This is a genomic window from Streptomyces sp. NPDC058678, from assembly GCF_042714835.1.
In the GTDB taxonomy this organism is placed as follows: Bacteria; Actinomycetota; Actinomycetes; order Streptomycetales; family Streptomycetaceae; genus Streptomyces.
Window position 1 is genome coordinate 1 of record NZ_JBHXSG010000098.1, and the last position, 25,097, is coordinate 25,097.

General features: G+C 72.0%; 28 protein-coding genes and 1 pseudogene. 20 read left to right on the forward strand and 9 right to left on the reverse strand.

Going from position 1 to position 25,097, the window contains the following annotated elements; all coding sequences use genetic code 11:
• Positions 1-272: 272 nt before the first annotated feature.
• From ACFWWR_RS44460 to ACFWWR_RS44515, 12 genes are all read left to right on the forward strand, one after another.
• Positions 273-2,123, forward strand: coding sequence for a transketolase (locus ACFWWR_RS44460; protein WP_384309978.1), 1,851 nt, complete (start codon positions 273-275; stop codon positions 2,121-2,123).
• Positions 2,120-3,082: a non-homologous end-joining DNA ligase gene (gene ligD / locus ACFWWR_RS44465; protein ID WP_383869955.1), complete on the forward strand. Its 963-nt coding sequence runs from the start codon at positions 2,120-2,122 to the stop codon at positions 3,080-3,082. The genes ACFWWR_RS44460 and ligD overlap by 4 nt, the downstream gene beginning before the upstream one ends.
• Positions 3,083-3,186: 104 nt before the next feature.
• Positions 3,187-3,552 carry a gas vesicle protein gene (locus ACFWWR_RS44470; protein WP_383869952.1) on the forward strand — a complete coding sequence of 122 codons (366 nt, stop codon included), beginning with the start codon at positions 3,187-3,189 and terminating at the stop codon, positions 3,550-3,552.
• 57 nt (positions 3,553-3,609) lie between these two features.
• On the forward strand, positions 3,610-4,035 hold the full coding sequence (locus ACFWWR_RS44475; RefSeq protein WP_383869949.1) for a gas vesicle structural protein GvpA: 426 nt from the start codon (positions 3,610-3,612) through the stop codon (positions 4,033-4,035).
• A complete protein-coding gene (locus ACFWWR_RS44480; protein ID WP_383869946.1) occupies positions 4,032-4,811 on the forward strand; it encodes a GvpL/GvpF family gas vesicle protein in 780 nt (259 codons plus the stop codon). Before ACFWWR_RS44475 ends, ACFWWR_RS44480 begins: the two co-directional genes overlap by 4 nt.
• Before the next feature lie 7 nt (positions 4,812-4,818).
• Entirely contained in the window at positions 4,819-5,082 is a 264-nt protein-coding gene (locus ACFWWR_RS44485; protein WP_383869943.1) for a gas vesicle protein GvpG, read from the forward strand.
• Positions 5,079-5,864, forward strand: coding sequence for a DNA primase (locus tag ACFWWR_RS44490; protein ID WP_384309980.1), 786 nt, complete (start codon positions 5,079-5,081; stop codon positions 5,862-5,864). Before ACFWWR_RS44485 ends, ACFWWR_RS44490 begins: the two co-directional genes overlap by 4 nt.
• Positions 5,861-7,030: an SRPBCC family protein gene (locus tag ACFWWR_RS44495; RefSeq protein WP_383869936.1), complete on the forward strand. Its 1,170-nt coding sequence runs from the start codon at positions 5,861-5,863 to the stop codon at positions 7,028-7,030. The genes ACFWWR_RS44490 and ACFWWR_RS44495 overlap by 4 nt, the downstream gene beginning before the upstream one ends.
• On the forward strand, positions 7,027-7,350 hold the full coding sequence (locus ACFWWR_RS44500; protein ID WP_383869933.1) for a gas vesicle protein: 324 nt from the start codon (positions 7,027-7,029) through the stop codon (positions 7,348-7,350). The genes ACFWWR_RS44495 and ACFWWR_RS44500 overlap by 4 nt, the downstream gene beginning before the upstream one ends.
• Positions 7,347-8,150: a GvpL/GvpF family gas vesicle protein gene (locus tag ACFWWR_RS44505; protein WP_383869931.1), complete on the forward strand. Its 804-nt coding sequence runs from the start codon at positions 7,347-7,349 to the stop codon at positions 8,148-8,150. The genes ACFWWR_RS44500 and ACFWWR_RS44505 overlap by 4 nt, the downstream gene beginning before the upstream one ends.
• A complete protein-coding gene (locus ACFWWR_RS44510) occupies positions 8,147-8,335 on the forward strand; it encodes a gas vesicle protein (RefSeq protein ID WP_053747233.1) in 189 nt (62 codons plus the stop codon). The genes ACFWWR_RS44505 and ACFWWR_RS44510 overlap by 4 nt, the downstream gene beginning before the upstream one ends.
• 128 nt (positions 8,336-8,463) lie before the next feature.
• Positions 8,464-8,727 carry a gas vesicle protein K gene (locus ACFWWR_RS44515; protein WP_053747435.1) on the forward strand — a complete coding sequence of 88 codons (264 nt, stop codon included), beginning with the start codon at positions 8,464-8,466 and terminating at the stop codon, positions 8,725-8,727.
• A gap of 41 nt (positions 8,728-8,768) precedes the next feature.
• On the opposite strand, the gene ACFWWR_RS44520 is transcribed toward ACFWWR_RS44515, so the two are convergent.
• The 3 genes from ACFWWR_RS44520 to ACFWWR_RS44530 form a co-directional block, all read right to left on the reverse strand.
• Positions 8,769-8,939 carry a hypothetical protein gene (locus ACFWWR_RS44520; protein ID WP_053747436.1) on the reverse strand — a complete coding sequence of 57 codons (171 nt, stop codon included), beginning with the start codon at positions 8,937-8,939 and terminating at the stop codon, positions 8,769-8,771.
• Between the two features lie 42 nt (positions 8,940-8,981).
• On the reverse strand, positions 8,982-9,803 hold the full coding sequence (locus tag ACFWWR_RS44525) for a class I SAM-dependent methyltransferase (protein ID WP_383869926.1): 822 nt from the start codon (positions 9,801-9,803) through the stop codon (positions 8,982-8,984).
• Between the two features lie 97 nt (positions 9,804-9,900).
• Positions 9,901-11,394 carry a bifunctional phosphatase PAP2/diacylglycerol kinase family protein gene (locus ACFWWR_RS44530; protein ID WP_383869923.1) on the reverse strand — a complete coding sequence of 498 codons (1,494 nt, stop codon included), beginning with the start codon at positions 11,392-11,394 and terminating at the stop codon, positions 9,901-9,903.
• Positions 11,395-11,458: 64 nt separating this feature from the next.
• On the opposite strand from ACFWWR_RS44530, the gene ACFWWR_RS44535 reads away from it, so the two are divergent.
• Positions 11,459-12,112 (forward strand): histidine phosphatase family protein, encoded by a 654-nt coding sequence (locus ACFWWR_RS44535; RefSeq protein WP_383869920.1) that lies wholly within the window; start codon positions 11,459-11,461, stop codon positions 12,110-12,112.
• Between the two features lie 49 nt (positions 12,113-12,161).
• The gene (locus tag ACFWWR_RS44540) at positions 12,162-13,781 is read left to right on the forward strand and encodes an ABC-F family ATP-binding cassette domain-containing protein (protein WP_383869918.1); all 1,620 of its coding nucleotides are present in this window, start codon (positions 12,162-12,164) and stop codon (positions 13,779-13,781) included.
• Between the two features lie 146 nt (positions 13,782-13,927).
• Here the strand turns inward: ACFWWR_RS44540 and ACFWWR_RS44545 are convergent, their stop codons facing one another.
• Positions 13,928-15,076 carry a Vms1/Ankzf1 family peptidyl-tRNA hydrolase gene (locus ACFWWR_RS44545; protein WP_384309983.1) on the reverse strand — a complete coding sequence of 383 codons (1,149 nt, stop codon included), beginning with the start codon at positions 15,074-15,076 and terminating at the stop codon, positions 13,928-13,930.
• 56 nt (positions 15,077-15,132) lie between these two features.
• Between ACFWWR_RS44545 and ACFWWR_RS44550 the strand changes: the two genes are divergently transcribed.
• Entirely contained in the window at positions 15,133-15,411 is a 279-nt protein-coding gene (locus ACFWWR_RS44550; RefSeq protein ID WP_217239093.1) for a DUF6158 family protein, read from the forward strand.
• Positions 15,412-15,423: 12 nt separating this feature from the next.
• Here ACFWWR_RS44550 and ACFWWR_RS44555 read toward each other — a convergent pair.
• From ACFWWR_RS44555 to ACFWWR_RS44570, 4 genes and pseudogenes are all read right to left on the reverse strand, one after another.
• Positions 15,424-16,756: pseudogene (locus ACFWWR_RS44555) on the reverse strand (catalase).
• Entirely contained in the window at positions 16,756-17,298 is a 543-nt protein-coding gene (locus tag ACFWWR_RS44560) for a type 1 glutamine amidotransferase domain-containing protein (protein ID WP_383869912.1), read from the reverse strand. Before ACFWWR_RS44560 ends, ACFWWR_RS44555 begins: the two are co-directional and overlap by 1 nt.
• Positions 17,299-17,614: 316 nt before the next feature.
• A complete protein-coding gene (locus tag ACFWWR_RS44565) occupies positions 17,615-18,040 on the reverse strand; it encodes a CBS domain-containing protein (RefSeq protein ID WP_383870110.1) in 426 nt (141 codons plus the stop codon).
• A 26-nt stretch (positions 18,041-18,066) separates the two neighbouring features.
• On the reverse strand, positions 18,067-18,450 hold the full coding sequence (locus ACFWWR_RS44570; RefSeq protein ID WP_383869910.1) for a DUF2795 domain-containing protein: 384 nt from the start codon (positions 18,448-18,450) through the stop codon (positions 18,067-18,069).
• A 131-nt stretch (positions 18,451-18,581) separates the two neighbouring features.
• Here ACFWWR_RS44570 and ACFWWR_RS44575 point away from each other — a divergent pair, with 131 nt between their 5' ends.
• A complete protein-coding gene (locus ACFWWR_RS44575) occupies positions 18,582-18,770 on the forward strand; it encodes a hypothetical protein (RefSeq protein WP_383869907.1) in 189 nt (62 codons plus the stop codon).
• Here the strand turns inward: ACFWWR_RS44575 and ACFWWR_RS44580 are convergent.
• Positions 18,724-20,520 carry a thiamine pyrophosphate-requiring protein gene (locus ACFWWR_RS44580; protein WP_383869904.1) on the reverse strand — a complete coding sequence of 599 codons (1,797 nt, stop codon included), beginning with the start codon at positions 20,518-20,520 and terminating at the stop codon, positions 18,724-18,726. The two genes, ACFWWR_RS44575 and ACFWWR_RS44580, sit on opposite strands and share 47 nt — an antisense overlap.
• Before the next feature lie 246 nt (positions 20,521-20,766).
• Between ACFWWR_RS44580 and ACFWWR_RS44585 the strand changes: the two genes are divergently transcribed.
• The 4 genes from ACFWWR_RS44585 (at position 20,767) to ACFWWR_RS44600 (ending at position 25,006) form a co-directional block, all read left to right on the forward strand.
• On the forward strand, positions 20,767-21,561 hold the full coding sequence (locus tag ACFWWR_RS44585) for an RNA polymerase sigma factor SigF (protein ID WP_383869901.1): 795 nt from the start codon (positions 20,767-20,769) through the stop codon (positions 21,559-21,561).
• 157 nt (positions 21,562-21,718) lie between these two features.
• Positions 21,719-22,534: a hypothetical protein gene (locus tag ACFWWR_RS44590; protein ID WP_383869898.1), complete on the forward strand. Its 816-nt coding sequence runs from the start codon at positions 21,719-21,721 to the stop codon at positions 22,532-22,534.
• A gap of 166 nt (positions 22,535-22,700) precedes the next feature.
• On the forward strand, positions 22,701-23,948 hold the full coding sequence (locus ACFWWR_RS44595; RefSeq protein WP_383869895.1) for an aminotransferase class I/II-fold pyridoxal phosphate-dependent enzyme: 1,248 nt from the start codon (positions 22,701-22,703) through the stop codon (positions 23,946-23,948).
• Complete coding sequence (locus ACFWWR_RS44600) at positions 23,945-25,006, forward strand: MBL fold metallo-hydrolase (RefSeq protein ID WP_383869892.1); 1,062 nt, start codon at positions 23,945-23,947, stop codon at positions 25,004-25,006. The genes ACFWWR_RS44595 and ACFWWR_RS44600 overlap by 4 nt, the downstream gene beginning before the upstream one ends.
• Positions 25,007-25,097: the final 91 nt, after the last annotated feature.

The following is a 25,097-nucleotide window of genomic DNA, read 5'->3' on the forward strand; positions in this document are numbered from 1 at the left end:
CGCCACCCCCCCCGCTGGCCCCGACCCCGCCCGGAATATGCCGGTTACCGAGCCCGCCAGGAATCAGCCGGGTCCCGAGCCCGCCAGGAGCCAGCCGGGTCCCGAGCCCGCCAGGAGCCAGCCGGGCCCCGAGCCCGCCAAGGACCAGCCCGGCCCGCCCCCGCCGCGGACCAGCCCGGCGGTGTGCCCGCTGGGAACCCACGCGCCGATGGGCCCCGCGACGCCCCCGGGCCCGTCCGGCGCGCCGACGAAACCCCCGTTGAAGGAGACTCATGAACACCCGTGAACTCGACGAACTGGCCCAGCAGTTGCGCGTCGACAGCGTACGCGCCTCGGCCGCCGCGGGCTCCGGGCACCCGACCTCGTCGATGTCCGCCGCGGACCTGATGGCCGTACTCCTCGCCAACCACTTCCGCTACGACTTCGACCGCCCCGCCCACCCCGGCAACGACCGCTTCGTCCTGTCCAAGGGACACGCCTCGCCGCTGCTGTACTCCGCCTACAAGGCGGTCGGCGCCGTCGACGACGAGGAACTGCTGACGTTCCGCGAGCTCGGCAGCCGGCTCGAAGGGCATCCGACGCCGCGGCGGCTGCCGTGGGTCGAGACGGCCACCGGCTCGCTCGGGCAGGGGCTGCCGGTCGGCGTGGGGATCGCGCTGTCCGGCAAGCGCCTCGACCGCACCGGCTACCGGGTGTGGGTGCTGTGCGGGGACAGCGAGATGGCCGAGGGCTCGGTGTGGGAGGCCGCCGAGCACGCGGGGCACGAACACCTCGACAACCTCATCGCGATCATCGACGTCAACCGGCTCGGCCAGCGCGGCCCGACCCGGCACGGCCACGACCTCGACGCCTACGCGCGCCGCTTCCAGGCCTTCGGCTGGCACACCGTCGAGGTGGACGGCCACGACGTCGACGCCGTCGACCGGGCGTACGGCGAGGCCGTCTCCACCAAGGGGCAGCCGACGGCGATCCTCGCCCGCACCCTCAAGGGCAAGGGTGTCGAGTCCGTCCAGGACCGAGAGGGTCTGCACGGAAAGCCGCTGCCCGAGGCCGACGAGGCGATCGCCGAGCTCGGCGGCGTCCGCGACATCCGCGTCGAGGTGCACGAGCCGCCGGCCGCCCGCATGCTGCACGCCGTACGCACCGGACACCTGGAACTGCCGCGCTGGGACAAGGGCGGCGAGGACGTGGCCACCCGCAACGCCTTCGGGCAGGCCATGGCGGCGCTCGGCACCGGACGTGGTGACGTGGTCGTTCTCGACGGCGAGGTCGGCGACTCCACGCGCGCGGAGTTCTTCGCCAAGGAGCACCCCGACCGCTACTTCGAGTGCTACATCGCCGAACAGCAGATGGTCGCCGCCGCCGTCGGACTCGCCGCGCGTGGCTGGGTGCCGTACGCCTCCACCTTCGCCGCCTTCCTGACCCGGGCGTACGACTTCATCCGCATGGCGTCCATCAGCGGCTCCGGCATCAACCTGGTCGGCTCGCACGCGGGTGTCGCGATCGGCCAGGACGGGCCCAGCCAGATGGGTCTGGAGGACCTGGCGATGATGCGGGCGATCCACGGCTCGACCGTGCTGTACCCGTGCGACGCCAACCAGACCGCGCACCTGGTCGCCGAGATGGCCGGCCTGGAGGGCGTCCGCTATCTGCGGACCTCACGCGGCGAGAGCCCGGTGATCTACGGGCCCGACGAGAGGTTCCCGATCGGCGGCAGCAAGGTGCTGCGCTCCTCCGAGCAGGACCGGATGACGATCGTCGCGGCGGGCGTCACCGTGCCCGAGGCGCTGGCCGCCGCCGACGCGCTGGAGGGGGAGGGCATCCGGGTCCGGGTGATCGACCTGTACTCGGTCAAGCCCGTCGACCGGCTCACCCTGCGCCAGGCGGCCGAGGAGACCGGCTGTCTGCTGACCGTGGAGGACCACCACGAGGAGGGCGGTATCGGCGACGCCGTGCTCGACGCCTTCCTCGACGGGCGGCCCGTACCGAGGCTGGTGCGCCTCGCCGTCCGTACGATGCCCGGTTCGGGGTCCCCCGACGAGCAGCTGCACGCCGCGGGCATCGACGCCGAGTCGATCGCGGCGGCCGGGAAGCTGCTGGTGGAGGAGGCGGTCGTGCGGTGAGCGGCGACGGACCACGCACTGTCCGGGCGGGGCGGCGCACCGTGGAGGTGCACCGCCCGGACAAGGTGCTCTTCCCCGGGGACGGCGGCGCGAAGGAGTACACCAAGAGCGATCTCGTCGACTACTACCGCTCGGTCGCGCCCTTCATGCTGCCGCACCTGCGCGGCCGCCCGCTGATGCTGGAGCGGCACCCGGACGGCATCGACGGACCCCGGTTCATGCAGAAGAACACCCCGGAGAACTACCCGGAGTGGATCACGCGGGCGGAGCTGGCCAAGGAGGGCGGCACCGTCTGCCACACCGTGTGCGACGACACCGCCACCCTGCTCTACCTCGCCGACCAGGCCGCCCTCACCGTGCACCGCTGGCTGTCGCGCGTCGGACGCGTCGACCGGCCCGACCGGATGGTCTTCGACCTGGACCCGTACGGGGACGCGGAAGATTCCGGGGATGCCGGGAACGCCGGAGGCCCGTTCGCGGCGGTGCGCGAGGCGGCCGTGCTGCTGGGGGAGCTGCTCGACGAGCTGAAACTGCCCTCGGTGCTGATGACCACCGGCTCGCGCGGACTGCACGTGATCGTGCCGGTCGACGGGCAGCACGACTTCGACGAGGTGCGGGCCTTCGCCCGGGACGTCGCCGACACCCTCGTCGCCGGCCATCCCGACCGGCTGACCACCGCGGCCCGCAAGAAGGACCGCGGTGAGCGGCTCTACCTCGACGTGCAGCGCAACGCCTACGCACAGACCGCGGTCGCGCCCTACACCGTCCGCGCCAAGCCGGGCGCGCCCGTCGCGACCCCCCTCGCCTGGAGCCAGCTCGACGACCCGGGCCTCGACGCCCGCCGCTGGACCATCGGCGACGCCGTCGACCAGGCCCGCACGAACCCGTGGGCCGGTGTGATGACCCGGGGGAGGGCGCTCGGCCGTGCCGTGCGTCGGCTGAGCGCATTGCGTGGCTGACGCACGTACCACCTCTGAGCAGGCACGACGCGCCCCCTCTCGGACGCATGCCCGCCCGCAGGTTTGGCCAACGGCCGAGCGGCCACCCGAAGTCAGAGGTGGCCATGTCGAACACAAAGAGCACTTCAGAATCACAGGGTTCACAGAATTCCCGCAGAAGCGAAGAAAAGGACACGGAGCGCAACATGGCGGAAGACCGGCCGAACCCCATGGAGGTGCTGCGCCAGGCGCGCACCCAGCTGGCGGAACTCACCGGGATGGCCGCCGAGAACGTCTCGTCCTTCGAGCAGACGGAGGACGGCTGGTCGCTGGAGATCGAGGTTCTCGAGCTCTCCCGCGTGCCCGACACGATGAGCCTGATGGCGAGCTACCAGGTCGACCTCGACCCGCAGGGGCAGCTCACCGGCTACCGGCGCGTGCGCCGCTACGAGCGCGGGCGGGCCGACGCACACAGGCAGGGCGGCCGCTAGCCGCCCACCCAGCCCAGTACCCGTTTACCAATCCACAGACAAGGAGGCGCGGTCGACATGACCGTTGTCCCGGCCCAGCAGAGCGGCGGCGGAGGCGGCAGCAGTGGCCTCTACGACGTTCTGGAGCTAGTCCTCGACAGGGGTCTCGTCATCGACGCGTTCGTACGGGTCTCCCTGGTCGGCATCGAGATCCTGAAGATCGACGTACGTGTCGTCGTGGCCAGCGTCGACACCTACCTGCGCTTCGCCGAGGCGTGCAACCGGCTCGACCTCGAGGCAGGCCCGCGCAAGAGCCCCGGCCTGCCCGACATGGTCGGCGAGATCACCGAGTCCGGCGCGCGCGGCAAGTCCAAGGGAGCGCTGTCCGGCGCGGCGGAGACCGTCTCCGGCGCCTTCAAGCAGGCCCGTGAGGAAGGCGAGACCGAGTCCAGGCCGCGTCCCCGCAAGTCGACGGCATCGCGCAGGAAGGAGGAAGAGGAGTGAGCACGTACGTCTACGGCATCACGGCCGCGTCTCATCCTTCGCTGCCCGAGGGCATGGGGGGCGTCGGCGATCCGCCGCGTCCCGTGCGCATCCTGAAGGCGGGCGAGCTGGCGGCGGTCGTCAGCGACGCGCCCGAGGGACTGCGCCCCAAGCGCAGGGACCTGCTCGCCCACCAGAACGTCCTGAGCGAGTCCGGCGCGGCCGGCTGCGTCCTGCCCATGCGGTTCGGCAGTCTCGCCCCCGACGACGACTCCGTCACCGGAGTGCTCAGCGAACGCGCCGACCACTACCAGGAACGGCTGCGCACCCTGGACGGCAAGGTCGAGTACAACGTCAAGGCCATCCACAACGAGGAGGCCGTGCTGCACCGGGTGATGTCCGAGAACCCGGAGGTGCGCGCCCTGACCGAGGCCAACCGGCAGACAGGCGGCGGCAGCTACGAGCAGAGGCTCCACCTCGGTGAGATGGTGGTGGCCGCGGTCAAGGCCCGGGAGTCCGAGGACGCGACCGACGTGCAGCACACGCTGGAACCGGTCGCCGAGGCCGTGAGCGTGGGCCCCGAGTCCAGCGGCTGGCTCGCCAACCTCTCGTTCCTGGTGGACCGCGACGAGGCCGCGTCCTTCCTGACCGCGGTGGATCAGGTCCGCAAGGGCCATCCGCACCTCGAACTGCGCGTCAACGGCCCGCTGCCGCCGTACAGCTTCGTCGAGCCCGGCCCCGCCGAACCCGCGGGCACCACCCTGGGCGCGGACCACGCGGAACACGCGGAGGAGTGAGGCGGCCGTGGGACTCATCGGAGAGGTGCTGCTGCTGCCGTTCGCACCCGTGCGTGGCAGCGGCTGGGTCCTGAGACAGGTACTGAGCGAGGCGGAACGCCTCTACTACGACCCGGCTACGGTCCGGGCCGAACTCGGCCAACTCGAAGAACTGCTCGAGGCGGGCGAGATCGACGAGGAGGAGTTCGACCGCAGAGAGGACGAACTCCTCGACCGACTGGAGATCGGCCTTCGCGGTGGCGCGGGGACCGGGGACGGGACGGCACGATGAACCGAGTAGGACTGGGCCTCGCGATAGGGGCCGGGTACGTCCTCGGGCGCACCAAGAAGGCGAAAATGGCGTTCGCGGTCGGCACCCTCGTGGCCGGCAAGCGGATGCACCTGAACCCGAAGGCGCTCGCCGACCTGGCGTCTCAGCAACTGCGGAACAACCCGCAGTTCAAGGAAATAGGCGACCAGCTGCGCGAGGACCTGCGCGGCGTCGGCAAGGCGGCCTCCGGTGCCATGGTGGAACGGCAGATCGACTCGATCGCCGACCGCCTGCACGGCCGTACCTCCCAGGTCCGCGACCAGCTCGCGGGCGTGGTGCCGGATCCCTCGGACCTCGGCTCCAAGGGCGACTCGGAGGACGAGGAGCCGGAGGAGGAGTACGAGGAGCCGGAGGCCGAAGAGGAGGAGCCCGAGGCGGAGGACGAGGAGCCTGAGGCCGAGGCGGAGGACGAGGAGCCTGAGGCCGAGGCGGAGGACGAGGAGCCTGAGGCCGAGGCGGAGGGCGAGGAACCCGAGGCCGAAGAAGCGGATGAGGCCGAAGACGCCGACGATTCCGACGAGGCTGACGATTCCGACGAGGACTCCGAGCCGCGCCGCAGGCCGACGGCGAAGAAGGCCGCCAAGAAGGCCCCGGCGAAGAAGGCCCCGGCGAAGAAGACGGCTGAGAAGGCCCCTGCGAAGAAGGCTCCCGCCAAGAAGACGGGCGCGAAGAAGACGACCGCGACCAGGGGTGCCGCCCGCGGCGCCCGGACCCGCGCGTCGAAGGGTGGTGCTGAGCGATGACCGACACTCTGGGAACGGCGCGGGGCGTCACCGACAAGGCGAAGGACCAGGCGACGAGCAACCCGCTGACCGACGTGGCCAAGAGCGAGGCCGTCGACCGGCTCAAGGCCGAGGCGCAGGAGTACCTCGCCGCCCAGGCCCAGCGCCTGCTGGTCGGCGCCGGCCGCAAACTCGGCGAGACCACGGTCAAGCTGAACGACATCGCCGAGGGCAAGAGCCCCGGCTTCGCCAAGCTCGCCCTCGACGGCGGCCGCAAACTCGCCGAGGGCAAGGGCCCGCTGCGGTCCGCGCTGGAGCTCGGCGCCTCGCGCGCCAAGGACAGCGTGGTCGGCGCGTTCAAGAACCTCGGCGGCAAGGGCAAGGGCAAGAAGAAGGGCGGGGGCGGCCAGAAGCCGATCGTCATCATCGAGTTCATCGACGTCGGCGTCCCGCTGCGCACCGCCTACGACCAGTGGACCCAGTACAAGGACTTCAGCACCTTCGCCAAGGGTGTCAAGAGCGCGAACCGCGACGACGACACGCACTCCGACTGGCAGCTGAAGGTCTTCTGGTCCAGCCGCAGCTGGAAGGCCCACACCACCGAACAGCTGCCCGACGACCGGATCGCCTGGAACTCGGAGGGCGCCAAGGGCACCACCAGGGGTGTCGTCTCCTTCCACCGCCTCGCCGACAACCTCACCCGCGTCCTGCTGGTCATCGAGTACTACCCCTCGGGCTTCTTCGAGAAGACCGGCAACATCTGGCGCGCCCAGGGCCGCCGGGCCCGGCTCGACCTGAAGAACTACGCCCGCCACATCACCCTCAAGGGCGAGGCGGAGGACAGCTGGCGCGGCGAGATCCGCGACGGCGAGGTCGTGCAGAGCCACGAGGACGCCGTGGCCGAGGAGGAGGAAGAGACGGCCAAGGACACCTCCGAGGAGGAGGAGTCGGCCAAGGACGCCTCCGAGGAAGAGGGCGAGGAGGCGTACGAGGACGAGGAAGAAGGTCCGTACGCCGAGGAAGAGACCGAGGGCGAGCCCGAGGAGGACGAAGAAGAGGAGAAGGGCGAGTACGACGAGGAGGAGGAGCCGGAGGAGGATGAGGAGCCGGCGGCCGAGGACGAGGACGAGGTCGCGGAAGAGGACGACTACGAGTACGCGGACGCGGACGGTGGGAAGCGCCGATGACGACGCCCAGCCGGCTGCCCGAACCCTACGGCCAGAGCAGCGGCGCCAATCTCGCGGACATCCTGGAACGCGTCCTCGACAAGGGCATCGTCATCGCGGGTGACATCCGCATCAACCTGCTCGACATCGAACTCCTCACCATCAAACTGCGCCTCATCGTCGCCTCCGTCGACAAGGCCAAGGAGATGGGCATCGACTGGTGGGAGGACGACCCCGCGTTGTCCTCCGGCGCCCGTCGCAAGGAACTCGCCCGGGAGAACGCCGAGTTGCGCGAGCGACTGGCCCAACTGGAGTCCGCCGACGGCCAGGAGGCACCATGACCGGACTGCGGTACGTCTACGCCGTCTGCCGCCCCTTCGGTACCCCGCTGCAGGCCCAGCTGACGGGCGTGGCCGGTGACCCGCCCAGACTGCTGCACCACCACGGTCTGGCCGCCGTGGTCAGCCATGTGCCGGAGCGGGACTTCGCCGAAGGACCGCTCCACAAACATCTCGAGGACCTGGACTGGCTGACCGCGACCGCCCGCGCCCACCAGGGCGTGATCGACGCGCTCACCGTCGTCACCACCCCGCTGCCGCTGCGCCTGGGAACCGTCTTCCGGGACGACAGCGGGGTCCGCGTGATGATGGAGGAGCGCGAGGACGCCTTCCGGCGCACCCTCGACCGGCTGCACGGGCGGGTGGAGTGGGGCGTCAAGGTGTACGTCGAGTCGGAAACAGCGGGAAACGCGGCGAACGGGGAAACCGGGGAAACCGGGGAGAACGGGACGCCGGAAAAGCCCGCATCGGGACGGGACTATCTGCGTCAGCGGCGTATGGCGGTGCGCACGAACGAGAACCGGTGGCAGCAGGCGGAGGCCTTCGCGAACCGGCTGCACGAAACGCTTTCCGCGCACGCCGAGGATTCCCGTCTGCACGCCCCGCAGAACCCCGCCCTTTCCGGTGTCTCCGGACAGAACGTGCTCAATGCGGCCTATCTCGTGTCGCGCACCGAATCCGAGGAATTCGTGGAACTCGTGGACCGTACGAAAGGTGAGGTACCGGGAATGCGCGTCGAACTCACCGGCCCCTGGGCCGCCTATTCCTTCGCGGGCGAGTCCCCGGGGGAGGAGGACCGGTGACGGTGATCGAGCGCCGTGAGGTCGCGCTGGTGGACCTCCTCGACCGGCTGCTCGCCGGCGGGGTCGTCATCACCGGCGACATCACCCTGCGCATCGCGGACGTCGACCTGGTCCGCATCGATCTGAACGCGCTGATCAGCTCGGTGAACGAACAGGTGCCGTCACCGTGGGGGGAGCTGTCGTGACCGAGCGGCAGAACCGCAGCGAGCCGCACCACCGGGACGAGCCCTCCAGCCGGAGCGAGCCGCACCCCAGCCGCAGCGAGCCGCACCACCGGGCCGAGACCCCCAACCGGACCGAGCGGCACAACCGGATGGACCTGGACCCCGACACGGTCGAGCGGGACCTGGTGAAGCTGGTCCTGACCGTGGTGGAACTGCTGCGCCAGCTCATGGAACGCCAGGCACTGCGGCGCTTCGACGAAGGCGGCCTGAGCGAGGAGCAGGAGGAGCGCATCGGGCTCACCCTGATGCTGCTCGACGACCGCATGACCGAACTGCGCGAGCGGTACGGACTGCGGCCCGAGGACCTCAATCTGGACCTCGGGCCGCTCGGACCTCTTCTTCCCCGGGAATGAATCCCGAGATTCTGACCCCGGGAACGAATCCCGGGGTCAGCTCACCACCTGTACCAGCGGCCCCTGCCTCCACCCGCGGTTGTGCTCCGCATCAGGAAGCCCAGAAGCCATAGCACCAGAACAGCCAGCGCAATCCACCAGAGAATCTTAACTGCGAACCCGGCACCGAAAAGGATCAGAACCAGAAGCAGTACCAGCAGGATGGGAACCATAGTGTGAACCTCCTGCATTCCGTGTTTCCCGGAAATGGGGATTCAGGCTTCCTTTCGGCACAGAATCTCTCCGTGCAGCACGCTGAACCAGCCGTCCTCCTGCCGCCCCCACTCCCGCCAGGCCGCCGAGACCGCCCGCAGCTGCTCGTGGGTCGCGTGCCCGCCCTCCAGTGCCCGCTCGGCATACGCCGAGGCCAGGGTGCGGTCCGCCCACAGACCGCTCCACCAGTCCCGCTCCTCGGCGGTGGCGAAGGTCCAGGTGCCGGAGGTCGCCGTGACGTCCGTCAGACCCGCCCGCAGCGCCCAGGACTTCAGCCGGCGCCCGGCGTCCGGCTCGCCGCCGTTGGCGCGGGCGACCCGCCGGTACAGGTCCAGCCAGGCGTCCATGCCGGGCGTCTCGGGATACCAGGTCATCGCCGCGTAGTCCGAGTCCCGGACGGCGATCAACCCGCCCGGGGCGGTGACCCGCCTCATCTCGCGCAGCGCCTGCACCGGATCGCCGACGTGCTGCAGCACCTGGTGGGCGTGGACCACGCAGAACGTGTCGTCCGGGAAGTCGAGGGCGTGCACGTCCGCGACCGCGAAGTCGACGTTGGTGAGGCCGCGTCCGGCGGCGGTGGCCCGGGCCTGGTCCAGGATGCCCGGCGCGTGGTCGACGCCGGTGACATGGCCGTCCGGGACCAGCGCGGCCAGGTCGGCGGTGATCGTGCCGGGTCCGCAGCCGATGTCCAGGACCTTCATGTGGGGCTTCAGCGAACCGAGGAGGTAGGCCGCCGAGTTGGCGGCGGTGCGCCAGGTGTGCGAACGCAGCACCGACTCGTGGTGTCCGTGCGTGTAGACGGCGGTCTCCTGCGGCTTCGACATGGACGGCTCCCTGTTCGGCGTCTCCTCGGTACGCCTCACGGTACGCGCGCATGTCGAATAATGAGATAGCCGTTTTGCTATATGGACTGACGGATGATCAGGCGGCGGGCAGCGGGCGGTACACCGTGAGCGCCCTGGGCAGCTTCTCCAGCGTCACCTCGCCCTCCACCTCGGTGACCTCACCGTCGTAGGCGAGGAGCGTGCCCGGGGCGACTCCGGACAGGTGCAGTCGGCCCACCTGGACCGCCGCGTGGGCGGGGGAGCGGGTCAGTGGCCCGGCGACAGCGGCCGCGAGCAGGCGCAGCGCGGGCCGGCGCCCACCGTGCACCACCCGCACGTCGAGCCGCCCGTCCGCGAGGTCGCGGCGGCGCCCGGGCGTGAGGCCCATCCGGTGGTAGGTGCCGTTGCCGGCGAACAGCAGCCACAGCGGCCGTGCCTCGCCGCGGAACCCGGCCTCCAGCGGGTGCCCGCCCGCCCGCGCCACGCGCAGCGCCGCCAGGACTCCGGCCGGCCAGCCGCCGATCCGGGGCGACCAGCGCTCCCGCTCGCGCACCAGCTCCGGATACACGCCCAGGCTGCACGTGTTGAGGAAGACGCCCTGCCGCCCGCCGCAGGCGAAGGTGCCCACGTCCACCAGCACACCCTCGCCCTGCTGGACGGCCCGGCTCAGATCGCGGACACCCTCCACGCCCAGGTCGTAGGCGAAGTGGTTCAGCGTGCCGCCGGGAAGCACCGCGAGCGGCAGGCCGTGCCGCAGGGCGATCCCGGCGGCGGTGTTGACCGTGCCGTCGCCGCCGCACACACCGAGCACCCGGGCGCGGGCCGCCGCCTTCTCCAACTCGTCCGGGACGTCGGCCGGTTCGCACTCGACGATCTCGGCCGCGGGCAGCGTGTCCCGCAGAGCGCGAACCCGGTCGGCGGTCCCAGAGGCGGTGTTGGCGACCACGACCAGGCCCTCGCCGTCCGGCATCGCGGGAACGTCCGCGCGGGGCCGGGCCGGCGGCACCCCCTGGGCGCGGGTAGGCACCAGGCCCCGTACGGCGAACGCGGCGCCCGCGCCCAGCGCCGCGCCCGCCAGTACGTCGCTCGGGAAGTGGACGCCGGTGTAGACGCGGGACATGGCCACCGAGAAGGCGACCGGCGCCACGACCGCGCCCCAGGACGGCGACTCCAGGGCCACCCCGGCCGCGAACGCGGCCGCCGACGCCGAGTGGCCGGACGGGAACGACGTGGTGATCGGCTGCCGCTTCAGCTGCCGCACCAGCGGGACCGGGTCCAGGACGGGCCGCGTGCGGCGCACCGAGCGCTTGCCCAGGGTGTTGATGGTCAAGGAGGCCAGGCTGAGCGAGGCGAGGCCCCGCACCGCCGCCCGGCGGGCCCGGGGGGTGCGGCTCGCGGCCATCGCGGCCGCCGTCGCGAACCACAGCACCCCGTGGTTCGCGCTCCGGCTCAGCCGCGGCAGGACCGGTTCGGCGGCGGGCCAGTCCCGCCCGGCGGCGAACTCGAACAACCGGCAGTCCAGGGACAGCAGCCGGTCACGCAGGGCATGAGGGCCGGGCTTCGGGACGGTGAGGTCGACGTCTGGGCTCATGCACTCCCGGATACCCTGAAGCGGCCGTTTCTTGTCCGGCGGGCCGTGCACCTGGAGGACCCCCATGCGTCTGCTGCTCATCCGTCACGGCCAGACCCCCACCAATGTGAGCTTCCTGCTGGACACCGCCGTCCCGGGCCCCGGCCTCACCGAACTCGGCGAGCGCCAGGCAGCCGCCCTGCCCGGGGCCCTCGCCGACGAGGACATCGAGACCCTGTACGCCTCCACCCTCGTCCGCACGCAGCTCACCGCCGCCCCCCTGGCCGCCGCCCGTGGCCTCGACGTGCGGGTACGGGACGGCATCCGGGAGCTGTCCGCGGGAGACCTGGAGATGCTGCCGGGGGACTCGCAACACGGCCAGAGGTACATGGAGACCGTGTTCGCCTGGTCGGCCGGCGACACGGAGCTGCGGATGCCTGGCGGGGAGAGCGGGGCCGAGGCGCTGGCGCGGTACGACGCCGTGGTCGCCGAGGCCTCGGAGAGCGGGGCCTCGGCGGTCGCCATGGTCAGTCACGGTGCGGCGATCAGGATGTGGACGGCGGCCCGCGCGGACAACGTCGACGTGGCCTTCGCGGCCGCCCGCCCGCTCGACAACACCGGCGTGGTGATCCTGGAAGGGTCGCCGTCCGACGGCTGGAAGGCCCTGTCGTGGGCGGGCGCGGTCGTCGCTCCCGCGGGCGAGGGCGGTCCGGCGGGCCGGCCGGTCGACCCGGCCTGAGCTATATCGGTTTGCCCGTCCTCACCGGTGGCCCGCACAATGCGGCCTCATGGGACATCTGGAAGCAGCACACCTCGAGTACCACCTCCCCGACGGGAGGGCCCTGCTCGGCGACGTGTCCTTCCGGGTGGGCGAAGGGGCCGTCGTGGCCCTGGTCGGGCCCAACGGCGCCGGCAAGACCACCCTGCTCCGGCTGATCTCCGGCGAGCTCAAACCGCACGGCGGGACCGTCACCGTCAGCGGCGGCCTGGGGGTGATGCGCCAGTTCGTCGGGTCCGTACGGGACGAGACGAGCGTACGGGACCTGCTCGCGTCGGTCGCGCCGCCCCGCATCCGGGAGGCCGCCCGGGCCGTCGACAGGGCCGAGCACGCCATGATGACCGTCGACGACGAGGCCGCCCAGCTCCAGTACGCGCAGGCCCTGTCCGACTGGGCGGAGGCGCGCGGCTACGAGTCCGAGACGCTGTGGGACATGTGCACCATGGCCGCGCTCGGGGTGCCCTACGAGAAGGCGCAGTTCCGGGAGGTACGCACCCTCTCCGGCGGCGAGCAGAAGCGGCTGGTCCTGGAGGCGCTGCTGCGCGGCACGGACGAGGTGCTGCTGCTCGACGAGCCCGACAACTACCTCGACGTGCCCGGCAAGCGCTGGCTGGAGGAGCGCCTGAAGGAGACCCGCAAGACGGTCCTGTTCGTCTCCCACGACCGCGAGCTGCTCGCCCGCGCCGCCGAGAAGATCGTCTCCGTCGAGCCCTCGCCCGCGGGAGCGGACGCCTGGGTGCACGGCGGCGGTTTCGCGACCTACCACGAGGCCCGGCGCGAGCGCTTCGCCCGCTTCGAGGAGCTGCGCAGGCGCTGGGACGAGAAGCACACCCAGCTGAAGAAGCTGGTCCTGAACCTCCGTCAGGCAGCCTCCATCAGCCACGAGTTGGCCTCCCGCTACCAGGCCGCCCAGACCCGGCTGCGCAAGTTCGAGGAGGCGGGCCCGCCGCCGGAGCCGCCGCGCGAGCAGGACATCAGGATGCGGCTCAAGGGCGGCCGTACCGGCGTAAGGGCCGTCACCTGCAAGCAACTTGAACTCACCGGCCTGATGAACCCCTTCGACCTGGAGGTCTTCTACGGCGAACGGGTCGCCGTCCTCGGCTCCAACGGCTCCGGCAAGTCGCACTTCCTGCGGCTGCTGGCGGGCGACGACGTGACGCACACGGGGGAGTGGAAGCTCGGGGCGCGCGTGGTGCCCGGGCACTTCGCCCAGACGCACGCCCACCCCGAACTGGAGGGCCGCACGCTCCTGGACATCCTGTGGAAGGAGCACGCCCAGGACCGGGGCGCCGCCATGTCCCGGCTGCGCCGCTACGAGCTCACCGGACAGGCCGAGCAGAGCTTCGAGCGGCTCTCCGGCGGCCAGCAGGCCCGCTTCCAGATCCTCCTGCTGGAGCTCCAGGGCGTCACGGCCCTGCTCCTGGACGAGCCGACCGACAACCTCGACCTGGAGTCCGCCGAAGCCCTCCAGGAAGGGCTCGAGGCGTTCGACGGCACGGTCCTCGCGGTCACCCACGACCGCTGGTTCGCCCGGTCCTTCGACCGCTACCTCGTCTTCGGCAGCGACGGCCGGGTGCGGGAGACGACGGAACCGGTGTGGGACGAGCGGAGGGTGGAGCGCGCCCGCTGAGACGGTCGGGGGCCGGGCCTGCGGGACCCGGCGATGGTGAGGGGCCCGGTGACCGGTGGCGTGAAAGGGCCCGGTGACCACAGGTCACCGGGCCCACTGTTCACACACCGCTCAGTCACTCGGCGGCTCTCGGCCGCTCGGTCCGCTCACGTCCAGCGCAACAGCGCCCCCAGACCGCCCACCGGGATCTCCCGCTGGGCCTCCTCGGCCTGGCCGGGACCGGCCTGAACGGTCCGCCCGGTCACCGGTGTCACCGAGATCGCCGGGGCGCCCGTCGCGACCGCCGAGCGGATCAGCGCGTCGTCCGCACGGGCCGACCAGGAGTTCTGCTCGCCGAGGATCTTGAGGTCCGTACGGCGTACCGCCAGCTGGTCGGGGTCCTCACCGATCCACACCTCACGGTGCGCGTCGGGACCGTCCGGACGGATCAGCAGCTCGTCGATACGGTGCTCGCGCGCCGCCTCGACCAGCGCCGGCACGCCCTCGACCGCTCCGGCGCGCCCGTCGTCGCCCGGACTGCGGGCCGCGAGGAACCGTTCCAGCTCCCGTTCGGCCCGCTGCCGCACATGCGCGGCGCGCGCCTGCTCCACGTCCTCGTCGAGCAGCCTGCTGCCGGTGCCGTGCGGGGCCTCCACCGCCCGGTCGTGCAGCCGCTTCGGCAGCCGCTCGTACACGGTCCGCCGCTCCCGGTCGTCACCGACGAGGATCAGCAGATCGGCCTGGGTCTCCTCCTGGCTGACGGCGAGCGCGTCCGCGATCTCGGCGGCGTTGTGCTCCCAGGTGTTCTCCACCCTGAGCTGGAAGTGCCGCTCCGACCAGTCGGTCGTCCGCGTACGGTGTATTGGATACTGTCGACCGGCGACCGTGCCCGCGCCCCGTCGGACGAGACCGCTGCGCAGTTCGAAGTCGGCGCCCTTGCGGTCGACGTACGCCACGATGCACACGGGGTCCTCGCCGGCCAGCTCCAGCAGGGGCGCAGTGTGCGGCAGCGGCGCCCAGTGCGCGCTGTTGCCGGCCGGCGCCCTGGCCAGCGGCGGATCCAGTACCACCTCGCCGGCCCGCGCGAACAGGGCCCGCCCGTGTGGCTCGGAGGAGTGCCGCAGCTCCTCCACCGCGTCCAGCACGGCCTGGCACGTCTCCTCGTCGGCACCCTGCCCGGCCAGCTCACGGGACAGCGCGATCGCGGTCAGATGCCGCTCGTGGGGCGTGTCCTCCGTGTGCCGGGAGGTGTCGACGTAGACGGAGGCCCAGGGGCCCGATTGTTCGTAGAGTGGATGCAGAAAGGCGAGATCCATGGCTCCCTCCCGGGTGCCGCTTGGGGGTAGTGCTCCCGGGCGGGTACCCGAAGGGCATGAACGAACACGACGAGCGGGACATGACCATGACTGGAGTCGACGCCGACCGGCTGGACGACCAGCAGCTCATGAAGGAGCTGGAGACGATCCACCGCACGCGCCACGACACGCTGCTCTACGCCTCGAACGACGCCCTGCGGGCCCACAACGACCGTATGGCTCAGCTCGAGGGCGAGTTCCTGCGCCGCAACCCGAACCGTCCGGTCGCCGCGGGCCGCACGCGCGAAGGAGCGCGGGAACGCGGAAGCGGGGAGTCGGCGACTCCCCGCTCCTGACCGCTTCGACCGTCAGTGGCGCGCCGGCGGCCGGTCCCAGTACCGGTGCGCCCCGATGGCCTTCACGAACGCCCGGGTGAACTCCTCGCTCGCGGCGCCCGGCGAGGTGTCCGTCACCCCGCCCCGGTCCGTCACGACCCGGTGGAACTCGGTGGACAGCCCGAGCCCTCCGGCTGCAGGGCCGACAGGATCCCCACGCCCGAGCCGAGCGCGCCCACCGGCTTCCCGTGCCGATAGGCGTCCCGGACGAAGCGGACGACGTCGGGGTCGGCTGCCGTGGGCGGCGTGCCGACCGGCCCGCCCGGCAGCAGGACGGCGTCGTACAGGACGGAGGCCACGGTGGGCAGTGCGCGGTCGACCGCATACAGCTGACCGTCGGCGCCCGTGATGGTGCCGTCCGTCGCCGCCAGGGCCTCCACGACCGCGCCCTCCGCGGCCGGCGCCTCCCGTACGGAGGTCACCTGCTCGGCGTCGACGCCGTCGGAGACGAGGACCGTGATCTGCCGGGTGCGGATCGAGCCGTCGCCGCGCAGGGACTCCCGGCCCTGGCACTCCTGCGCCTCGTCCCACACCAGTGAGTGCACTCCGAGCCGCGGCTTCCAGTGGAACTTCACGAACGTGCCGCGCCCCTCGGCGTTCACGAACCGGAAGGTGTGCACACCGAAGCCCTGCATCATGCGGTAGCTGCGCGGGATCGCCCGGTCCGACATCAGCCACATGATCGCGTGCAGCGTCTCGGGCTGAAGGGACACGAAGTCCCACAGGGCGTCGTGCGCGGAGGCGCCCGTCGGCATGTCGTTGTGCGGTTCCGGCTTCAACGCGTGCACGAAGTCGGGGAACTTGATGCCGTCCTGGATGAAGAAGACCGGGACGTTGTTCCCGACCAGGTCGTAGTTGCCCTCCGACGTATAGAACTTGGTCGCGAAACCGCGCACGTCCCGCACGGTGTCCGCCGAGCCCTTCGGCCCCTGCACGGTCGAGAAGCGCACGAACACCGGCGTCTTCACCGCCGGGTCCTGAAGGAAGGCGGCGCGGGTGAACTCGGCGCAGGACTCGTACGGCTCGAAGTAGCCGTACGCGCCCGCGCCCCGTGCGTGCACCACCCTCCCCCACTGCCCTAAAGGCGTGGGGGGACCCCCATCGGAATCCGCTCGTGGTCGAAGTGGGTGAGCTTCTCCCGGAAGTGGAAGTCCTCCATCAGGGTCGGCCCGCGGTCGCCCGCCGTCAGTGAGTCGTCGGTGTGGTCGACCTCCACACCCTGATCGGTGGTGAGCGGACCGGCGGCCGGGTCGTCCGCGTGGGACGCCTCGCGCTGGTGCTGCTTGCGGTCGTTCGGAACGGCCATCAGGCGGCCTCCTGGGCGAACACGTCGAGGTACGTCTCGCTGAACGCCTTCAGATCGTCCGGCTTGCGGCTGGTGACCAGCTTGTTGTTGCCGTGGTCGCAGATCTTCACCTGCTCGTCCACCCAGGTGCCGCCCGCGTTGCGGATGTCGCTCCGCAGGCTCGGCCAGGAGGTGAGCACCCGGCCCCGTACGACGTCCGCCTCGACGAGCGTCCACGGGGCGTGGCAGATCGCGGCGACCGGACGGCCCTGCTCGAAGAAGTCCCGTACGAACGCCACGGCCTTCTCGTCCATCCGCAGGAAGTCCGGGTTGGCCACGCCGCCCGGCAGGACCAGCCCGCCGAAGGAGTCGGCCGACGTCTCGCCCACGACCTCGTCCACCGGGAACGTGTCCGCCTTGTCGAGATGGTTGAACGCCTGGATCTTCCCGGCCTTCGTCGACACGAGGACGGGTTCGTGCCCGGCGTCCTCGGCCGCCTGCCACGGGTCGGTGAGTTCGATCTGCTCCACGCCTTCGGGTGCGGTCAGAAACGCGATACGCATGATGGTTCAACGACCTTTCCTGGAAAGCTTCCTGGCGCGCGGGGAGGGCGAGGTCCAGTGGCCTCGTCGCTCCCCGCGCGCTTCTTCCTCGCCCTGGCCGCGCGCCGACAGCGCAGCAGCTCCCGGGGGAGGATGAGGGACTCCTTGGTCCCCGAGGTGTCCTCGATGCGGGTGCGCCGGTGCATGGTCCGGTCGGCGGGACCGGGCACGGACCAGCTGGGCAGCAGCCCGTACCGCAGGTGGCGCGCGGTCACCTCACCGACGTCCACGGTGGTGCCCGTGGCGGCGATCGCCGCGGCCTGGTCACGGCCCTGGCTCACAGGGTGCCCTGCCCGCCGGCGCTCCGTCCGTCGTCCGGCAGGGCCCGGCTGATGTCGGCGAGCGCCGACTCCGGGTCCTCGGCCTCGGCGAGGTCCCCGAGGCTCACCATTCCGACCGGCAGCCCGTCCTCGATGACCGGCAGGCGGCGTACGGCGTGCTCACGCATGAGCGCCGCCGCCGTCGACACCGTGTCGCCCGGGGCGACCACCACGGGGTCCGGTGTGCACACCATCTGTGCGCTCACCGTCATCGGGTCCGTGCCGTCGGCGACGGCACGCACCGTGATGTCCCGGTCGGTGAGCATGCCGACGACGTGCTGTCCGTCGGCCACCAGGACGTCGCCGATGTCCTGCGTGCGCATCAGCTGCGCCGCCTCGACCAGCGAGGCGTCCGGGCGTACGGCGACCACGCCCGGGGTCATGACGTCTTTCACGAAGTCGGCCGCCACTAGGCGCCCTCCCTCCTGGTCAGCGTCCGCGCCAGTTCCTGCACGGTGGCGTAGGACTCCTTGCGGGGCAGCCCCTCCACGGCCTCGACGAGGACGTCGGGAGCGTTCTTGCTCCGCAGGGTGCCTGCCAGTTCCACGGGAGTGGCCGGGAAGGAGCCGCGGCCCAGGATCCGGGCCAGTTCCAGCCGGACCGTCTCCAGCGTCGCCCCGGCCCGGCCCGGTGCCACGGGCCCGCCCCAGACCTCCGGGTCGTCCTCGGCGGTCGGCTCCGGGTCGTGCCACTCCTCGCTGCGCGTGGGGTGGCCGGACCTGAGCAGACCCTGCAGTTCGTGCTTCATCTCGTCATCGCGGTGACGGCTCAGCCGGTCGCTGCCTCGTTGCATGTCTCCCTCCAAGAACTTCGGGGTGGGCACCCGCGTACCCGAGGACCGGACACCGACACGGGGTTTGCCGAGCCGATGGCGGGAGACCCGGTCCCGCACCCCCCGCGCACATTCCTGGAAAAGGACAGGCCATGGCGCTGCTCGCTGTGATCATCCCGTTCCTCATGCTCGGCGTGGTGCTGGCGCTGGGCCGCTACGAGGAACTGCTGCTGCCCGAGGAGGGCGCCGACCGGTACGAACCCGTCGGCGCCCCCTCCCCGGCCGTTGCTGCCGCTACTTCTTCTCGCGGCCCGGCAGGAACTCCTGCATCTTCGCCTTGAACCCCCGCTTCACCACGGCCCCGCGGTCCGCGTCCCCCTTGAGGATCGACGCGGCCGTGGCCTCCATCTGCTCCCAGGTGGCGTGCGGCGGGATCGGCGGTACGGCCGGGTCGGTGAGGAACTCGATCACCGCGGGGCCGTCCGCGTCCAGGCCGGCCCGCCAGCCCGCCTCGACGTCCTCCGGCTTCTCCACCCGGATCCCGGTCAGCCCGAGCGACCGGGCGAACGCCGCGTACTGCACGTCCGGCAGCTGCTGCGAGGGCAGGAAGGACGGAGCGCCCTCCATGGCCCGCATCTCCCACGTGACCTGATTGAGGTCGTGGTTGTTCCAGACGGCGACGACCAGCCGCGGGTCCTCCCACAGGTCACGGTACTTCGCCGCGGTGATCATCTCGGCGAGGCCGTTCATCTGCATCGCCCCGTCCCCGACCAGCGCGATCACCGGCCGGTCCGGGTGCGCGAACTTCGCGCCGATCGCGTACGGCACACCGCACCCCATCGTCGCGAGCGTCCCGGACAGCGACCCGCGCATCCCGGACCGCATCGTCAGGTGGCGCGCGTACCAGTTCGCCGTCGACCCGGAGTCGGAGGTGACGATCGCGTCGGACGGCAGCAGCGGATCCAGCGTGCGGGCCACGTACTCGGGGTTGATCGGGTCGGCCGACAGCTGGGCCCGCCGCTCCATCACCTCGCGCCAGCGCGACATGTTGTCACGCACCGTGTCGGACCACTCGCGCCCGCCACGGTCCGCGTCCAGCATCGGGATCAGCCGCTGAAGCGTGGACTTCGCGTCGCCGACGAGATTCACCTCGTACGGATACCGCATCCCGACCATGTGCGGGTCGATGTCGATCTGCACGCCCCGCGCCTTGCCGAAGTCCGGCAGGAACTGCGTGTACGGGAAGGACGACCCGATGGTCAGCAGGGTGTCGCAGTCCCGCATCAGCTCGTACGACGGACGCGTCCCGAGCAGCCCGATCGAGCCGGTGACGTACGGCAGTTCGTCGCTCAGCGCGTCCTTGCCGAGCAGTGCCTTGGCGACGCCCGCGCCGAGCAGTTCGGCGATCCGCTCCACCTCGGCCCGCGCGCCGGCCGCGCCCTGACCGACCAGGATGGCCGGCTTGTCACCGGCGTTGAGGACCTCCGCCGCCCGCCTGAGGGACTCGTCGGAGGGAATCGACGTCCAGGAACCGAGGTCCAGGCTGGAGGGCACCATCTTGAACTCGTGCGTGGGCGGCGAGTAGTCGAGCTCCTGCACATCGCCCGGGAGGATGATCGCCGTCGGACAGCGGCGGGCGTACGCGGTACGGATCGCCCGGTCCAGCACGTTCGGAAGCTGCTCGGGGACCGTCACCGTCTCCACGAACTCGGAGGCGACGTCCTTGAACAGGGAGTGCAGGTCCACCTCCTGCTGGTAGGAGCCGCCCATCGCGGTGCGGTGCGTCTGGCCGACGATCGCCAGCACCGGCACGTGGTCGAGCTTGGCGTCGTACAGACCGTTCAGCAGATGGATCGCGCCCGGCCCCGAGGTCGCCGCGCACACTCCGACGCGACCGCTGAACTTGGCGTAGCCGACCGCCTGGAACGCGGACATCTCCTCGTGCCGGGACTGGATGAAACGGGGCTGGTTGTCGGCCCGTCCCCAGGCGGCGAGCAGGCCGTTGATGCCGTCGCCGGGATAGCCGAAGACGTGCTCCACGCCCCACTCCCGCAACCGCTCCAGGACGTGGTCGGAGACCTTGGTGCTCATGTACGGACCTCCCGGGCCTCGGTGACACAGGCAGCAGTCCTACGAGTCACCCCGCGCGTCCCCGGAAAACCTGCCCGGGGTTTGCGCCCGGGGGCCGGGGGCAGGCGCACTTCCAGTGCTTCGGACCGGAGGCACGTCCGTGGGAGCGGCGAGACGCCGCCACGGCCGCGTCTGTCCGGACCGCAGACGCCCTCCCCACGGTGACCGTCCATCCCAGAGCACCCCTCCAGGGAGTTGCGACGCACCATGTCGACCAAAGTGAGCGCGAAGCACCCGCACGACGACGCACCCGACACGGCAGAGGCGTTCCGCAAGCTCGCCGAGCTCGCCCCCGGCCCGCAGCGCGACACTCTCCGTGGACAGATCGTCGAAGCCTGGCTGCCCATGGCCGATCGGCTCGCGGGCCGCTTCCGCAGCCGCGGCGAGAGCCTCGACGACCTGCGCCAGGTCGCGGCCCTCGGCCTGGTCAAGGCCGTCGACCGGTACGACCCCGAGCTCGGCAACGCCTTCGAGAGCTACGCCGTGCCCACCATCACCGGCGAGATCAAGCGGCACTTCCGCGACCACATGTGGACCCTGCACGTGCCGCGCCGCGTGCAGGACCTGCGAAACCGGGTCCGCTTCGCCACTCAGGACCTGTCCCAGACCATCCCGGGCCGCCGGCCCACCGTCGCGGAGATCGCCGAGTACGCCGACCTCAGCGAGGAGGACGTCCGGGCGGGCCTGGAGGCCCTGGAGAGCTTCACCCCGCTGTCCCTGGACGCGGAGCTGCCCGGCAGCGAGGACGGCTACTCGCTCAGCGACGCGCTGGGCTCCCCCGACCCCGCGCTGGACACGGTCGTGGACCGCGAGGCGGTCAAACCCCGGCTCGCCGCCCTGCCCGAGCGCGAGCGGGCGATCCTGTACATGCGGTTCTTCGCAGACATGACACAGAGCCGGATCGCCGAACAGCTGGGCATCTCGCAGATGCACGTGTCCCGGCTGATCAGCCGCTGCTGCGGGCGGATGAGGGAACAGATCATGCGGGACACCGCCGCCTGACCCCGCACGGGCAGGCGCTCGGCGGTGTCACCCGCTCGGCGGTTCCCGTCCCGCGAATGGTGTCCGGCCGCGCGCGGCGCCGCCGAGGGCGGGCTGTGATGGGGGCGGGGGCACGGCGGTCGTGCCCCCGCAGCCGTCGGCCGAAGGAGCCCTCCCCATGCGCCGCAGCGCCCGTGCCCTGTCCGCCGCCGCCCTGGCCGGAGCCGTCCTGGGTATCGCCGCACCGGCCGCCCTCGCGGAGCCGACCGCGGAGGTCGCACCGAGCAGCGTCTCTCCGGGCGGCAGCGTCACCGTCTCCGTCACCTGCGACCCGACCGGCGGCTCACCGCCCGACACGATGGACGCCACCTCCGACGCCTTCGAGGAGGGCACCGTCCAACTGCGGCTGGTCACCGGCGACGACGAAGAACTCCCCGCCTACAGCGGCACCGTCAAGATCGCCCCCGCGGAGGACCTCGAGGGCGGCACCGAGGAGGGCGGCACCGAGGAGGGCGGCACCGAGGAGGTCGGCCCCGAGGAGGTCGGCACCGAGGAGGTCGGCCCCGAGGAGGTCGGCCAGGACTCCGCGTGGACCGTCGACGGCACCTGCCCCACGGCGCCCGGCGGGCAGGGCACGCAGTGGAGCGCCACGTTCACGGTGTCCCACGGGAGCGGCAAGTCCTGCGACACCGGATCCCACGGCGACTCCTGCGCCACCACCAGCCCCTGCACCGACCCGCACACCGGCTCCTGCGCCACGACCCCCGCCTGCGTCGAGGCCCACGCCGGCTCCTGCGCCACGCCCCCTGCCTGCGTCGAGGCGCACACCGACTCCTGCGGCGGCGCGGTCGTCCGGCGCGGGGTGCGGGCCGGCGAGGGCGGCACCTTCACGGACTCCGTGCCCGCCCTGGCGGCCGGCGGCCTGCTGATCGCGGGCGCGCTCGGCGGCGCGGTGTACCGGCTGCGCCGGAAGGGGCCCACCACCGGGAACTGACACGCCGCTGCAGCCGTGTGACCGGCGCAACCCCGATCGGCGCCCATGCCTCGGCACCTGCCCGGGTATGCAGATGCCGAGGGCACCACCCGCACCGCACGAGCCACCCGACCCGCCTGGGCGACGACCACCGCAGAAGAGAGAAGCCCCCACCCCGGAGGTACGCATGCCGCGGACGGACCCGGAAGGCCACGGCCCCGTCCGTTTCGGGCCGCCGCTCCCCGAGGACGGGCTGCCCGTGCTGCCCGAGCTGTCCGCCGTACTGGCCGCGGCCGCGGGCCGCGCCGGCAGCGAACCGGTCGGCGGCGGAAGGGCCCTTCTGGAGGCGGCGGGCGGCTACTGGGACCGGCGCGGCCTGCCCACCGAGCCCGACCGGGTGGTCGCCGCCCCCGGCTCGCCCTCCCTGCTGCTCGCGCTGACCGCCGCCCTCGGCGGTGACGTCCTGGTGCCGCGGCCCTGCGCCGCCTGGTGGGCGCCGTACGCACGCCTGTTGGGACGACCCGCGTTCCATGTCGCGACACCGGCGGAGTGCGGCGGGATCCCGGACTCCTACGCCCTCCTGGAGACCGTCCGCCGGGTCCGTGAGGAGGGCGGGGACCCGCGGCTGCTCGTACTGTCCGTCGCCGACGACCCGACCGCCACCGTGGCCCCGCCCGAGCTGCTGCACGAGTCGCTGGAGGCCGCCGTGGCGGAGGGGCTGCACCTGGTCAGCGACGAGACCTGGCGCGACACCCTGCACGTCCCGCACGACACCGTCCTGGTCAGTCCGGCCGAGATGCTGCCGGGAAAGGTCACCGTCGTCACCGACCTGGCCGGCGCCCTGCTGCCCACCGGCTGGCCGGCCGCCGTCGCCCGCTTCCCCGAGGGCGAGGCCGGCGACGCGCTGCGCGCGCGCGTGCTCGACGTGCTCACCGCGCTCGGCGCCCGCGTCGCCGCCCCGGTCGCCGCCGCCGCCACCCACGCCCTGACGGAACCCGAGCCGGTGAGAGCCCGTGTCGAAGCCGCCGTACGCCTGCACGCGCGCGTGGCCGCCGCCGCGCACACGGCCGTCGTCACGGCGGGCGCCCTGGCCCTGCCCCCGCATGCGGGCCGGCACCTCTACGTCGACCTCGGTCCGCTGCGCACGGCCCTCACCGGGCACGGGGTCGGCGATGCCCAGGAACTGGAGGACTTCCTCACCGCCCGGCTCGGCATGCCCGCGCCGGGCGGCCACCGCTTCGGCGACGACCTCGGCGCGCTGCGCGTGCGGCTGTCCACGGGCGCGCTGCTGGGCGGTACGGACGAGGAGAACGCGGAATGCCTCGGTTCACCCTCGCCGTTGGAACTGCCGCACGTGCAACGCGCGTTGATCCTCCTGGAATCGGTCTTCGACGATCTCCGCGACGACGCTCAGCGATGGGAGCCTCCTCGATGACGCAGCAGTCCGAGTCGACCACGAGCACGCCCGACCGCGACACCGACGCTCCGGCGGCCCCGTCCTCCTTCGCACCCTCCTCCTCCACCACGCCCCTCGCGGCTCCCAGGCCGCTCGGCGAACGCCGGGTGTGGCCGTGCTCCTTCCACGACCGGCTGACCGCCCCGCTGCCCGACCTGAAGTCCATGGCCCGCTTCGCCCGCGAAGGTTCCATCCGCCCCGGCCGGGAGGGCCTCGCGGACATCCCCCGGCTGCCCTTCGCACCGGCCCCGCTGCCCCGCGTCGACGCGCGCACGATCGCCGTCTCCTGGGCGGGGCACGCCAGTTGGGTCGTGCGGATCGGCGGGCTGACCGTCCTCACCGACCCGGTCTGGTCCCGCCGCATCCTCGGCACCCCCGCCCGGATAACCCCCGTCGGCATCGCCTGGAGCGACCTGCCGCGTATCGACGCCGTCGTCATCAGCCACAACCACTACGACCACCTGGACGCCCCCACACTGCGCCGGCTCCCGCGCGACACCCCGGTCTTCGCGCCGGCCGGGCTCGCCCGCTGGTTCCACCGCCGCCGGTTCACGCACGTCACGGAGCTGGACTGGTGGGAGGCGGCCGAACTGCACGGCGTCCGCTTCGACTTCGTGCCCGCCCACCACTGGTCCAAGCGCTCCCTCACCGACACCTGCCGCACCCTGTGGGGCGGCTGGGTGCTCACCGACCCCGACGGGCAGCGCGTCTACTTCGCGGGCGACACGGGATACGGCCACTGGTTCGCCCGCATCGGACAGCGCTACCCCGGCATCGACCTCGCCCTGCTGCCCATCGGCGCCTACGACCCCCGCTGGTGGCTCAGCGACGTCCACTGCGACCCGGAGGAGGCGGTGCGCGCCGCGCGGGACCTCGGGGCCCGGCGCATGGCACCCATGCACTGGGCGACGTTCGTGCTGTCCGCGGAGCCGGTGCTGGAGCCGCTCACCCGGGTCCGGGCGGCCTGGGAGAAGGCGGGCCTGCACCGCGAGGACCTGTGGGACCTGCCGGTGGGAGGCTCCCGCGTCCTCGGCTAGGGCCTGTCCGGCGGATCATGCCGCAGACGCGGGGCCTGGCACGCCGATCTGCGGCGTTGTCGTCGGTTGCCGACTCCCGCCACTCTCGACT

Coding starts and splice junctions, on each gene's coding strand:
- ACFWWR_RS44460 (WP_384309978.1), top strand. CDS start 273: ATGAACACCCGTGAACTCGACGAACTGGCCCAGCAGTTGCGCGTCGAC.
- ACFWWR_RS44490 (WP_384309980.1), top strand. CDS start 5,079: ATGAACCGAGTAGGACTGGGCCTCGCGATAGGGGCCGGGTACGTCCTC.
- ACFWWR_RS44520 (WP_053747436.1), bottom strand. CDS start 8,939: ATGGTTCCCATCCTGCTGGTACTGCTTCTGGTTCTGATCCTTTTCGGT.
- ACFWWR_RS44525 (WP_383869926.1), bottom strand. CDS start 9,803: ATGTCGAAGCCGCAGGAGACCGCCGTCTACACGCACGGACACCACGAG.
- ACFWWR_RS44560 (WP_383869912.1), bottom strand. CDS start 17,298: ATGCGTATCGCGTTTCTGACCGCACCCGAAGGCGTGGAGCAGATCGAA.
- ACFWWR_RS44565 (WP_383870110.1), bottom strand. CDS start 18,040: ATGACCCCGGGCGTGGTCGCCGTACGCCCGGACGCCTCGCTGGTCGAG.
- ACFWWR_RS44585 (WP_383869901.1), top strand. CDS start 20,767: ATGTCGACCAAAGTGAGCGCGAAGCACCCGCACGACGACGCACCCGAC.
- ACFWWR_RS44535 (WP_383869920.1), top strand. CDS start 11,459: ATGCGTCTGCTGCTCATCCGTCACGGCCAGACCCCCACCAATGTGAGC.
- ACFWWR_RS44475 (WP_383869949.1), top strand. CDS start 3,610: ATGACCGTTGTCCCGGCCCAGCAGAGCGGCGGCGGAGGCGGCAGCAGT.
- ACFWWR_RS44550 (WP_217239093.1), top strand. CDS start 15,133: ATGAACGAACACGACGAGCGGGACATGACCATGACTGGAGTCGACGCC.
- ACFWWR_RS44580 (WP_383869904.1), bottom strand. CDS start 20,520: ATGAGCACCAAGGTCTCCGACCACGTCCTGGAGCGGTTGCGGGAGTGG.
- ACFWWR_RS44495 (WP_383869936.1), top strand. CDS start 5,861: ATGACCGACACTCTGGGAACGGCGCGGGGCGTCACCGACAAGGCGAAG.
- ACFWWR_RS44470 (WP_383869952.1), top strand. CDS start 3,187: ATGTCGAACACAAAGAGCACTTCAGAATCACAGGGTTCACAGAATTCC.
- ACFWWR_RS44530 (WP_383869923.1), bottom strand. CDS start 11,394: ATGAGCCCAGACGTCGACCTCACCGTCCCGAAGCCCGGCCCTCATGCC.
- ACFWWR_RS44540 (WP_383869918.1), top strand. CDS start 12,162: ATGGGACATCTGGAAGCAGCACACCTCGAGTACCACCTCCCCGACGGG.
- ACFWWR_RS44545 (WP_384309983.1), bottom strand. CDS start 15,076: ATGGATCTCGCCTTTCTGCATCCACTCTACGAACAATCGGGCCCCTGG.
- ACFWWR_RS44575 (WP_383869907.1), top strand. CDS start 18,582: ATGGCGCTGCTCGCTGTGATCATCCCGTTCCTCATGCTCGGCGTGGTG.
- ACFWWR_RS44590 (WP_383869898.1), top strand. CDS start 21,719: ATGCGCCGCAGCGCCCGTGCCCTGTCCGCCGCCGCCCTGGCCGGAGCC.
- ACFWWR_RS44570 (WP_383869910.1), bottom strand. CDS start 18,450: ATGCAACGAGGCAGCGACCGGCTGAGCCGTCACCGCGATGACGAGATG.
- ACFWWR_RS44515 (WP_053747435.1), top strand. CDS start 8,464: ATGGACCTGGACCCCGACACGGTCGAGCGGGACCTGGTGAAGCTGGTC.
- ACFWWR_RS44600 (WP_383869892.1), top strand. CDS start 23,945: ATGACGCAGCAGTCCGAGTCGACCACGAGCACGCCCGACCGCGACACC.
- ACFWWR_RS44595 (WP_383869895.1), top strand. CDS start 22,701: ATGCCGCGGACGGACCCGGAAGGCCACGGCCCCGTCCGTTTCGGGCCG.
- ACFWWR_RS44505 (WP_383869931.1), top strand. CDS start 7,347: ATGACCGGACTGCGGTACGTCTACGCCGTCTGCCGCCCCTTCGGTACC.
- ACFWWR_RS44500 (WP_383869933.1), top strand. CDS start 7,027: ATGACGACGCCCAGCCGGCTGCCCGAACCCTACGGCCAGAGCAGCGGC.